We start from the raw sequence: 10,867 nt of genomic DNA, 5'->3' as shown, positions 1-10,867 counted from the left end.
CCTCTTCGGGCGCGGAGACCTCGGACTCCTCGAACTCCTCGCTCACACGCGGTAGTTCGACATCACCGCCGCCTGCGGTCGGTGGCGGCGGCGTGCAGCACCCGTGCGAGGGCGGCGCGTTCGCGCAGGGCGCGGGGGTGCGCGACGGCCCGTTCGGCGGCGGTCTCGGCCTCGCGCAGCAGGTCGGCGCCGCCCTGCACCTCCCACAGGCGCAGCACGCAGGTGGCGTACTCCGCCCAGAGTTCGGGGTCGGTCCCGGCGGGCAGTTCGTGTTCGGTCGCGCCGCGCAGGAGTTGGACGGCGTCGATGAGATCCTGCACCATGCCGTCGCTGTCGAACCGGCCGGCGAGTGCCCGGGCCCGGAGCACGGCGGCGTGGGTGGGCCGCTCGCCGGGCAGGTCGTCGCGCCCGCGCCCGCCGTAGAGCGCGAACTGTTCCGGCAGCGGCATGAACCGCTCCAGGACGCGCGCGGCGACCTCGGCGAAGGGCTGCGGTACGAGGGTGGCGGCCCCGTTGTCGCCGTTGCCGCCGGAGTCGGCGCCGCCGGTGGGGTCACCGGGGTAGCCGGTACCGGGCGGGTGCGGGCGTCCGGAGCCGCCGTCGCCGAGCTGGGCGAGCGCCAGGGCGGGAAAGTTGGGGCCGCCCCGGCCGAAGCGGTACTCGATGTACTCGGAGCAGTGCTTGAGGACGAGCATGGCCTCGTCGCGGCCCAGCGGTGACAGCAGGGCCTCCTGCACGCCGGGCGCGAACTCGTACCACTGGGCGCCGTCCTCGCCGTGGTCCTCGGCCTTGGCGCGCGAGACGAGCCCGCTGAGCAGGACCTCGGCCAGTTCGGAGGGCCCGGAGCCGGGGAGCATGGTGCGCTGGACGAGCTGCATCACCGGCAGGCTGAGCGGGGCCGCCGCGAGATAGCCGGCGAGCCGTCCGGCGGTCTTGGAGGCGTTGGAGCGGAAGCGGCTGACGAGTTCGAGGCCGGACAGCCGGCGTCCGGCGCGGGGTCCCTGGGCGGGGCCGTGGTCGTGGCGGACCCAGCCGACGGCGCCGGCGACGGGTCCCGCGCCGGCGCCGGACAGCAGTCGCGCCCAGGCGCCGAGCGCGGCGGGCTCGGGCGGCAGGACGGGTACGGGCAGGGCGCCGGCGCGGGCCTCGGGCGGGGTTCCGGCGGGGAGCCGGACCGTGAGCGTGGCCGCGCCCGCGAGGGCCTCGCCGCGGGTCAGCCGGCCGTAGGAGACGGGCAGGCGGGTGCGGTTCCACATGCGCTGGGGCAGCGGCTGGAGGACGGCGACGGGGCCGAGCCGGGAGAGGTGGTGCAGCAGCCGGTGGGCGCGCCCGCTGTGCCACAGGGGGCCGGCGCAGTCGCTGACGAGGAGGGTGACGCGGCGGCCGGTGGGGTCGCTGAGCCGGTCGGCGGAGTGCAGTGGGGCGGCGCCTGGTTCGGGGCTGCGGCTGACGGCGGGCTCGCCGTCCGGGCCCTGGTGCAGATGGCTGACCTCGACGCCCCAGAAGGCGCCCAACTGGGCGAAGACCTGCTCCAGTTCGGTGAACATGCGGTCCCACACGCGCATCGACGAGGAGGCGTCCATGACGAGCTGGAGCGCGGCGTCGGCGCGGGTGACACCCCGGAACACCGGGAGCACCAACCCGCCCGCGCGGGCGCTGAGTTCGGCGGTGGCCGTCTCGTCCAGGGTGGTGCGCAGGGGCGGGGCGGCGGTCCGGTAGCCCTGCAACGGGCGTAAGGCGCGCTGGAGTTCGAGCGGGGAGGGCAACGCGGGCGCCGCGGGCACGCCGAGCGGCAGCTCCGCGGCACGCCCCCGCGGGCCTCCGCGCGGCGCGCCGTCGCGCGGCACCGGGTACAGCGCGACACGCCGGTCCGCGCCCGTACCCCCGGCAGGCGTCGGGCCGTCTCCCGGAGCTGCGCCGCCTCCGGGTGGCGGAAGGTCTCCAGGCAGCGGCCGGCCGGGGTCACGCGAGCCGGCGTCACGCGGACCGCCATCGCGTGGACCGCCGTCGCGTGGACCGCCATCACGCGGACCGCCGTCGCGCGAGCCGGCGTCAGGCGAGTCGGCCCGTACGGGACCCGGCCCGTCGCCCGGTGGCGCGGCGGGGTCCGGCGACGGGGTCCCCCGCTCGTCCGGCACGGTGCCCGTCGGGCGGGACCAGCGCGCCAGCCACAGCGCGTCGGCCAGTTGCCCGGCGTCGGGGTCGAGCCCGATCCGCCGCATCCGGGCGATGAGTTCGGCGATCGGGTCGCCGCCGGGCATCAGCGCGTCACCTCGGGCGGTCGAGTCGCTGGATGAGCAGGTCGGCGAGCCGGTCGCGGCTGGGCGGGGCGGCGGCGTCGGTGAGGTAGATGGCGTTCAGGAGCTGGTCGGCGGCGACGAGTTCGCTGCGCGAGCGCTCCAGGAAGTGGGTGATCAGATCGTCCCCGGCGCGGGCCGCCTCGTCGCCGAGGTGGGCGCGGACGAAGGTGGCGAGCCGCTTGTGGTCGGGGCGGCCGAGTTCGAGATGGATGCAGCGGCGCATCAGCGGGGCGGGGAAGTCGCGCTCGCCGTTGCTGGTGAGGACCACGAAGGGGAAGGCGCGGCAGCGCACCCGGCCGTCGCGCACCCGCGCCTTGCGGCCGTCGGCGGTGAGCACCTCGGCCTCGCCGCCGGGCAGCCGGTCGGCGACCCGCTCCAGCTCGGGGATCGCGAACTCGCCCTCCTCCAGCACGTTCAGGAGGTCGTTGGGCAGGTCGATGTCGCTCTTGTCGAGTTCGTCGATGAGCAGCACGCGCGGGGTGTCGGAGGGCAGCAGGGCGGTGCCGAGCGGGCCGAGTCGGATGTAGCCGCCGATGCCCTCGACGGAGCCGGGGGCGCCGGGCGCGGCCGGGTCGGTGCCCTGCGGGGCGGCGATCTGCACGTCCTGGAGCCGGGCGATGGCGTCGTAGTGGTACAGCCCGTCCTGGAGGGTGGACCGGCTGACGACGGGCCAGCGCAGCACGTTGCCCAGGCCGAGTTCGTACGCCACCGAGTGCGCGAGCGTGCTCTTGCCCGCGCCGGGGCTGCCGGTGACGAGGAGCGGGCGGCGCAGATAGAGCGCCGCGTTGATCATCTCCAGCTCCTCGGCGCCGGGCCGGTGCAGTTCGGCCAGGTGGCGGTGGGCGCCGAGCCTGCGGTCCTCGGAGCCGTCGGCGCCGGTGTCCGCCGTGTCGCGGCCGGCGAAATCGCGCCAGGGCGGCGGGGCCGGAAGGCGGTCGAGGCCGTCGTGGGGTTCGCCCGCGCCCCGGTAGATGAGCCACTCGCTGGATTCGGTCATTGCCCAGTCCTCGTCGTCACTCGTCCACCACGGCAGCCGTCGAAGTCCGCACCACCGTATCGACCCTTGAGAGGCCCCGTAAGGTCCCAAGACGGGCTCACGGCAGGCCGGCCGGGCGCCCCCGGCGCGGCGCGCGGCCGGGGCCCGGCGGTCGTGCTCACGGTGCCTCCAGCAGGTCCCCGGTGCCGGGCAGGGGCCGGCGCGGGTCGTCGTAGAAGAGGGCGATGCCGTCGGCCCAGTAGGTCTCCGGTTTGCCCGCGCGCAGCCCGGCGCGCAGGGCGTGCACCAGTTCGGGGAGCCGGTCGGCGCCGCCCGCGCCTGCCACCGTGTCGCCGGCCCGGCGGTGGAACTCGCCGCAGACCGCGTCGGCCTGGCCGCGCCAGCGCCGCCACAGGGCCACGCCGTACCCGCCGTGCACGATCCGCACGAGCGCCACCCGGTCGTCCTCGAAGCGGTGGTCGCCGTAGCGGCAGAGCACCGGGACGGTCCGGTGCGGCAGCCCGCGCAGCGACTCCGCGGCGGGCACCGGGACCCGCAACCCGTCCTCGCAGTCGAGGACTTCGGCCTCGGCGCCGTGCGTGTGGATCCACCGCCAGCGCGCCTCCCGCTCGTGCCGCTCCTCCTCGGGCGGGAGCGGCACGCCGTCCGCCGGGCCCGTCACGCCCGCGGGGTCGGGCAGTTGTTCCCGGTCGGCGCAGCGCACCACGACCGGGCGGTGGGCGCCGAGCGGTGGCTCGTCGGGGCCCAACTGCCAGGCGTCGACGTCGAGTCCGAGCAGCAGATGGGGCAGGGCGACCTGGAGGTCGGCGGGGCGGCCGGGTTCGTCGCACTGGCGGAAGGCCTCGGTGAGGGCGGGCCCGACGACGGCCGGCAGCTCCTCCAGCGGGGTGCGCTCGCCGTCGCGCAGCCGCACCACCTCGCCGGTCGGCCGGCCGACCGCGACGTGCCAGTCGCAGCGTCCGGGCTCCCAGCCGAGCTGCTCCAGTTCGAGCAGGACGAACAGCCGGGGCGCACGGTCGGCGCTCCGCAGCGGGTCACGCGCCGCCCCCGCTTCCGCCGCCGGGCCGCCCGGCGGCACCTGGAGCCGCTCGATCCACCGCTGGCCGAGGCGCCTGCGGTAACCGGGGCCCGGGCGTCCCTCGGCGGTCTGCCGGACCCACTCCCACAGGGCCCGCTCGGCCGCCCGGGTGCCCGGGGTGACGAAGGGCCGCTCGGCGGACACGGCCCGCATCGCGTAGTCGAGGACGAGGTCCAGGGCGGCGTCCTGGCGGGAACTCTCGTACAGCGCGCCGAGCCCGTCGCGCCAGCCGCGCGGCGCCGGGTGCGGGATGGCGCTCTGGTCGCCGACGAGGGATTCGAGGAGGGCGAGCAGGGCGCGGGTGCTGGCCGGCGGCGGCAGGTCGGCGAGCCGGCCGAGGAGCTGGGTGCGCTCCTCGGGGCTCAGCGCGCGGCCCGGCCGGGCGCCGAGCTGGTTCTGCACGTCGGCCCAGGTGCTGCGGTCGGTGTCGGGGTGGCGCTGCCGGTCCCGGTGGTACCGGTCGTGGGCGTGGAAGACGGCCTGGTAGCTGTCGTCGTGCTCGGCGCGCGGCTCCTCGGCGGGCACCGGCAGGGACCGTAACTGCTCGACGCCCGTACAGGTGCCGCCGAGCCCGCGGTCCGCGCGGGACTTGAGGACGCCGACGACCTCACCGCGTACGGGGTCCACGACCGGGCCGCCCGAGACGCCGGGCGGCAGCACGTCGCCGCCCAGCCGGATCTGCTCGTCGTCCGACCAGCCGCCGAGGGTGCCCTGCACCGTGCAGGTGCCGCTCAGCCGGCGCAGCTCACCGCCGACCACGGACCAGCCGGAGTAGAGGACGACGGCCTCCTCGTAGTAGGCCGCCGGGCGTTCGGTGACATACGCGCAGTCGTGGCCGACGGGCTCGCTCAGCCGCACCAGGGCGAGGTCCGGGGCTGGCCAGGTCCCGCGCGCGGGAATCGCGGCACGCTCCGGGAGGGCGGTCGCGACCACTCCCGCGACGGCGGACGTGCCCCGGCCCGGCCCTGTCTCGTACACCACCGTCACCTCGTCCCCCTCCCCGCTCCGGACCACGTGCGCGCAGGTCAGAACCCAGTTCGGAGCGATGAAGAAGCCGCTCCCGAGGAATGTGCCGGGTTCGTCCAGGGCATACCCGGCGCCGGCCCGATGGATGCGCACGGTGGCGGCCATGACGAGGTCACGCAGCGCACGCTGAGCGTTCCCGGCACCGGCCGGTGCGCCCGGGGCGTGCCCGTCCGTCATGCTCCGGCCCCGGCGGGGGTGCCGTCGGCGCCGCCGTGCGCCGGGGCGCCGGGGGACGCGCCCGCGTGCGGGAGGGCGGCGGCGTCCAGGTCCGGCGGGCCGCCGTTCCAGGTGAGGGTGACGGTGATGCCCGCCTTGGCCTCGCCGTCCGCGAGCAGGCCGACCACCTTGCCCGCCTTCGCGGTCAGCTCGATGCCGAACTCGACGCTCACCTCGTCGGGCCGCACGGCGCGCAGCGGCGCCGCGAGCGAGCGCGCGACGCCGGTGATGACCGAGTGCAGGCTCTCGACCTGCGCCTCGACGCGCTCACCGAAGCCGACGTCGCTCAGCGACAGCTCGCCGGACTGTTCCTCCAGCTCGTCGGCGCCCGAGATCCGGGCCCACACCGGTGTCCCGTCCGGCAGCTCGATCCGTGCGATCCGGCTCACCGCGTCACCCATGGCATCCCCCGCTCCCCCTGCGGCGCCGGCCCCCGTGGCACCACCGACCTCGCAGGCTAGCCCCCGGCCCCCGCACACGACAGGGGCCCTTGGCGGACACGGCGGCCCGCCTATCCTTTTCTCAGTATTCCCAACGTTCCCTGCGTCCCAGAGTTCCACTTCCCCTTCACCGACGGAGCACCATCCATGTACTTCACCGACCGCGGCATCGAGGAACTTGAGAAGCGGCGCGGCGAGGAAGAGGTCACCTTCGAGTGGCTCGCCGAGCAGTTGCGTACGTTCGTCGACCTCAACCCGGACTTCGAGGTCCCGGTGGAGCGGCTGGCGACGTGGCTGGCGCGGCTGGACGACGAGGACGAGGACGAGGAGTAGCCCCGCCTTCCCGGGGCTCGCCCGCCCGTCGGGACGGGCGGGCGCCCGCGGTCACTCCTCGCCGGGAGGCGGTCAGGCGTGCGGTCAGGCGTGCGCGCGGAGGCGGTCGTACGCGAGGCCGAGGGCGCCGCGGGCCGTCAGGACCGAGCCCGCGACGACCCAGCCGCCGCCGCGGTGCCGTACTCCCCAGACGGTGAGCGGGAGACCCAGGGCGAGCTGGGCGAGGGCCAGGGCGCGGGCCCCGCGGCCGCGCGGCCAGGGCCCGAGCGTGCCGCCCGCCACGAGGTCGAGTTCCGCTCCGAGGGCGCCGGGCCGGCCCGCCCACTCGACCTGTTCGGCGTCGGGCAGCACCCGCGCCGCGCCGCGGAGCCGGTCGGCCGGCTCCCCCGGGTCGAGGCCGGCCGGAAGCAGCAGTCCCGCGCGCGTGAGGACGGCGAGCAGTCCCCGCACGCGTGCCGGGGCGTCGGCCTCCGGATCCGGCCGTGTCAGCGGTTCAAGCGCCTGTACGTCGAGGACCGGGTCGAGCCCGAGACGGGCGGCGAAGGTGCGCATCGCCTCGTCCTCGCCGACCGGGGTGCCGTCGGCCAGCCACTCGTAGCCGACGGGCCGGCGGAATCCGGACGCCAGGGTGAACCCGCCGCGGTCGGTGTCCCACCAGAGGGCGAGGACCGGCCAGGGGGCGCCGACGGCGAGCGCGGTGGCCCAGCCGGTGAGCACGCGGTCGACGGGTTCCGTGCCGTGCTGCCAGGGCTTTCCCTCCGGGACCAGGGCGCTCCACTCGGGTCCGGCGCCGGCGAGCACCATCCGTTCGCGCAGCAGCGGGGCGGCGGGGGCCACGGCTTCGGGGCGGGCCCGGCACAGCAGGAGGGCGCCGGAGGCAGTCGACATGCAGTCACTTTAGGGCGGTTTGTCCGCGTCGGCGCAGTGGCGGTCGAGAGCGCGGCCGGCGCACGCGGGGGTGCCCCGAGGGCGCCGGCACGGGAGTGGCCGGGGACGCCGGCACGGGAGTGGCCGGGGGCGCCGACAGGGGGCCACCCGGGGTACCCGGAGCACCCGGGGGCGCCGGCACGGTAGCGGCCGAGGGCGCCGCCTCGGGGAGTGGCCGGGGACAGCCGGGGTCTCGGGACACCCGGGACACCCGGGGCCTCGGGACACCCGGGACCTCGGCGCACCCAGGCTGTCCCGGGAGCAATTGACCCCGAACGGGTGTCTTGACTTTCCGTATCCGCGATATATCGTGAGTGATACGAGACGCGATATGGCGCGTCGAGTTCGGGCCCGCGAGCGGGTCCGGCCCGGTCGAGGAGGTCTGCACCATGTCCGAGTGGTCCGTGGCAGAGCCGATGAAGCTCTCCTTCGACGCCCCCGTGACGACGCTGCACGTGCGCGTGGTCAACGGAACAGTGAACGTCGTGGGGACCGACGAGGGTTCCGCCCGCCTGGAAGTGTCCGAGCTGGAGGGCCCCCCGCTCCAGGTGACGCACAAGAACGGCGCGCTCACCGTGGCCTACGAGGACGTGCCCTGGAAGGGCTTCCTCAAGTGGTTCGACACCAGGGGCTGGCACCGCTCGGCGGTGGTCTCGCTGGCCGTCCCGGCCGGCACCCGCGTCGAGGTGGGCGCGGTGGGCGCCGCCACCGTGATCTCCGGGGTGGACGGACGGGTCGAGGTGAAGGGCGTCGGCGGTGACACCACCCTGGTCCGGGTGGCCGGCCCGACCCACGTGAGCACCGTCTCCGGGAATGTCGAGGCCCAGGCCGTCACGGGCGACCTGCGCTTCAACTCCGTCTCCGGGGACCTGACGGTCGTGGAGGGGTCCGGTTCCTCCGTGCGGGCGGAGTCGGTGAGCGGCTCGATGATCGTCGACCTCGACTCCACGGGCGCCCCCACCGACGTCCAGTTGTCGAACGTGTCGGGCGAGATCGCCATACGGCTCCCCCACCCGGCGGACGCGGAGGTGGAGGCCAACACCGCGAGCGGCACCGTCTCCAGCGCGTTCGAGGACCTGCGCGTCAGCGGCCAGTGGGGCGCCAAGAAGATCACCGGCCGGCTCGGCGCGGGCAACGGCCGGCTGAAGGCGGTGACCGTCTCGGGCTCCATCGCCCTGCTGCGCCGCCCCCAGGCGGAGGAGGACCCGGCGGGGCAGGACCCGGCGGGCGGCGAACCGGCGGGGGAGGCACCCCATACCCCGCCGACTCCGGACGACGCGCCGGCCAACACCCCGACCGACAGGAAGGTGCTCTGAGATGGCCCCCGTCTTCGCCCACGGCCGACTGCGCCTCTACCTCCTCAAGCTGCTGGACGAGGCCCCGCGCCATGGGTACGAGGTGATCCGGCTCCTCGAGGAGCGCTTCCAGGGGCTGTACGCACCCTCGGCGGGCACCGTCTATCCCCGGCTCGCCAAGCTGGAGGCGGAGGGGCTGGTCACGCACACCTCCGAGGGCGGCCGCAAGGTGTACGCGATCACCGACGCGGGCCGGGCCGAGCTGGCCGACCGCAGTGGTGAGCTGGCCGACCTGGAGCTGGAGATCCGGGAGTCCGTCGCGGAGCTGGCGGCGGAGATCCGGGCCGATGTGCGGGGCGCGGCGGGTGACCTGCGGCGCGAGATGCGGGCGGCGGCCACGGAGGCGCGGCGCGGCGGCTCCAAGGGCGGCGCCGGCGCCGAGCGGGACGACAGCCCGGCCGGCGGCGCGGCCGACGGTGCCGACGACTTCCGGGACCGGGAGTCCTGGCGGGCGGCCAAGGAGGAGATGCGGCGCGTCCGCCAGGAGTGGAAGGAGCAGGCCCGCCGCGCGAAGGACGAGAGCCGGCGCGCCCGCGACGAGGCGCAGCGTGCCCGACGCCAGGCCAAGGAGGCCCAGGAGCAGGCCCGCGCCCAGGCGCAGGAGGAGATGCAGCGCATGGCCAAGCGCGTCCAGGACCAGGTCCAGGACCACTTCGCGCGGGGCGACTGGCCGACGGGCGTCCGCGAGGGACTGACCGAACTGGCCAAGGAGTTCGGGGACTTCGGCAAGAACTTCGGCAAGGACCTGGGGAAGGACTTCGGCTTCGGCCGCACCCCGTCCGGCGCTCCCACCGAGCCGGAGTACACGGCCACCCCGGCCGACTTCCCCGCCGGGTACGAACCGTCCTGGGCCCACGAGGACTCCACGGGCAACCCCGCCCGCGACCTGGACCGCCTCCTGGACCGCTTCCGCGACGACATCCGCGACGCCTCCCGCGACCACGGCGTAACGGAGTCCCAACTCGACGAGGTAAGGGGGCACTTGTCGAGAGCGGCGGCACATATCGCGTCAACGCTCCGAGCCGGCCGACCGTAGCCGCCCGTCACCCGTCGCCCTGGCGGCCAGTGGGCCTGCGGGGCAGGGCAGGGCGGGACAGGGGGAGGTCGCGGAGCGGTGACTCGGCCGGGCTCCGCTTCCCCTTCGGGGAACGGCTGCCCTGGGTGGTCCCGCCCAGGTGGGGAGCGGACCCACCTGCCCAGCGACCGCCCGTCCCTCTCCCCCGAGGGCCGGGCCCGTCACCCGGAGGCCCGGAGCCCCCTCAACCCGAAGGCGGCGCGGATGCCCTCCCCCGAAGGCCTCCGGGACTCGGGGCGGCGTTCACCCCGCCTCGACCATGCCGCCCCCTCCCTCCCCGTACAGCAGGCGGGTCACCGAGGTGTGGGTCACTCCGTGGTCGGCCAGGGCCTCGGCCGCGGGGCCGCCCTGGAGGGTGAGGGCGAGCAGGAGGTGTTCGTCGCCGATGTGGCGGTCCCGGCGGCCGACGGCGACGCGCAGGGACCGGGTCAGCACATCCTTGGCGCTCTGTCCGAAGGGCAGTCGCCCGGCGCGGCGCCCCCGCGCACCCCGCCCGCCCTTCTCCAACGCCCCCGCGCCATGCGCCTCCTCGACCCGGGCGACGATCTCCGACAGGTCGATCCCGAGCCCGGAGAGAGCGTCCGCGTCGGCACGGGAAAGCCCGCCCCTGCGGCGCGCCTCGGCGAGGTCCCGTTCCAGCGACTCCCTGCGCTCGCCCTCCCGGAGCGACCCGAGGGCGAAGGAACCCCGGCTGCCCTCACGGTCGAGGAGGGCGAGCAGCAAGTGCTCCTCCTCCACCGTCGCGGCCCCCGCCCGCTCGGAGTGCGCCACCGCACCCGTGACGACGGCCCGCGCGTCCTTCGTGAAGCGTTCGAACATCACTGCCTCCCGTACTTCTTGTGCACGGCCTGCCTGGTCACTCCGAGTTCCGCGGCGATCTCCTGCCACGACCAGCCTTGATTGCGCGCACTGCGCACCTGTACCGCTTCCAACTGCTCCAGCAGCCTCCGCAGCGCGGAGACCGCCCGCAGCCCGACCCGCGGATCACGATCACCCGCGCGCTCGGCAAGATCCGTAGCTTCGGTCATTGGTAGTCAGGGGCGCGGTGCCATGTACGGCCCGTTTCCCCATCCCCCTTTCAATCCGTACGTGCGGTTTTCCCGCATACGGCTTACCGATG

General features: G+C 75.6%; 10 protein-coding genes. 3 read left to right on the top strand and 7 right to left on the bottom strand.

Annotation, left to right across the window (positions count from 1 at the left end):
* Positions 1-62: 62 nt before the first annotated feature.
* From AB0912_RS35360 to AB0912_RS35345, 4 genes are all read right to left on the bottom strand, one after another.
* On the bottom strand, positions 63-2,261 hold the full coding sequence (locus AB0912_RS35360; protein WP_366707339.1) for an SAV_2336 N-terminal domain-related protein: 2,199 nt from the start codon (positions 2,259-2,261) through the stop codon (positions 63-65).
* A 7-nt stretch (positions 2,262-2,268) separates the two neighbouring features.
* Positions 2,269-3,297: a MoxR family ATPase gene (locus AB0912_RS35355; RefSeq protein ID WP_366707337.1), complete on the bottom strand. Its 1,029-nt coding sequence runs from the start codon at positions 3,295-3,297 to the stop codon at positions 2,269-2,271.
* Between the two features lie 157 nt (positions 3,298-3,454).
* The gene (locus AB0912_RS35350; protein WP_366707335.1) at positions 3,455-5,578 is read right to left on the bottom strand and encodes a trypsin-like peptidase domain-containing protein; all 2,124 of its coding nucleotides are present in this window, start codon (positions 5,576-5,578) and stop codon (positions 3,455-3,457) included.
* Positions 5,575-6,018, bottom strand: a complete 444-nt coding sequence (locus AB0912_RS35345) for a CU044_2847 family protein (protein ID WP_366707333.1) — start codon at positions 6,016-6,018, stop codon at positions 5,575-5,577. Before AB0912_RS35345 ends, AB0912_RS35350 begins: the two co-directional genes overlap by 4 nt.
* Positions 6,019-6,204: 186 nt before the next feature.
* Between AB0912_RS35345 and AB0912_RS35340 the strand changes: the two genes are divergently transcribed.
* Positions 6,205-6,390: a DUF6104 family protein gene (locus tag AB0912_RS35340; RefSeq protein ID WP_030190019.1), complete on the top strand. Its 186-nt coding sequence runs from the start codon at positions 6,205-6,207 to the stop codon at positions 6,388-6,390.
* Between the two features lie 84 nt (positions 6,391-6,474).
* Here the strand turns inward: AB0912_RS35340 and AB0912_RS35335 are convergent, their stop codons facing one another.
* The gene (locus AB0912_RS35335; protein WP_366707331.1) at positions 6,475-7,278 is read right to left on the bottom strand and encodes a hypothetical protein; all 804 of its coding nucleotides are present in this window, start codon (positions 7,276-7,278) and stop codon (positions 6,475-6,477) included.
* A 428-nt stretch (positions 7,279-7,706) separates the two neighbouring features.
* Here AB0912_RS35335 and AB0912_RS35330 point away from each other — a divergent pair, with 428 nt between their 5' ends.
* Positions 7,707-8,633 carry a DUF4097 family beta strand repeat-containing protein gene (locus AB0912_RS35330; protein ID WP_366707329.1) on the top strand — a complete coding sequence of 309 codons (927 nt, stop codon included), beginning with the start codon at positions 7,707-7,709 and terminating at the stop codon, positions 8,631-8,633.
* A 1-nt stretch (position 8,634) separates the two neighbouring features.
* A complete protein-coding gene (locus tag AB0912_RS35325; RefSeq protein WP_366707327.1) occupies positions 8,635-9,708 on the top strand; it encodes a helix-turn-helix transcriptional regulator in 1,074 nt (357 codons plus the stop codon).
* A 282-nt stretch (positions 9,709-9,990) separates the two neighbouring features.
* Here AB0912_RS35325 and AB0912_RS35320 read toward each other — a convergent pair whose 3' ends face one another.
* Both AB0912_RS35320 and AB0912_RS35315 read right to left on the bottom strand, forming a co-directional pair.
* Positions 9,991-10,566 (bottom strand): Clp protease N-terminal domain-containing protein, encoded by a 576-nt coding sequence (locus AB0912_RS35320; RefSeq protein WP_366707325.1) that lies wholly within the window; start codon positions 10,564-10,566, stop codon positions 9,991-9,993.
* Complete coding sequence (locus AB0912_RS35315; RefSeq protein WP_081219377.1) at positions 10,566-10,775, bottom strand: HTH domain-containing protein; 210 nt, start codon at positions 10,773-10,775, stop codon at positions 10,566-10,568. Before AB0912_RS35315 ends, AB0912_RS35320 begins: the two co-directional genes overlap by 1 nt.
* Between the last annotated feature and the right edge of the window lie 92 nt (positions 10,776-10,867).

Origin of the sequence: Streptomyces sp. NPDC007084 (assembly GCF_040703595.1) — a bacterium.
Classification (GTDB): Bacteria; Actinomycetota; Actinomycetes; order Streptomycetales; family Streptomycetaceae; genus Streptomyces.
This window is presented reverse-complemented; position numbering and strand designations above follow the sequence as displayed.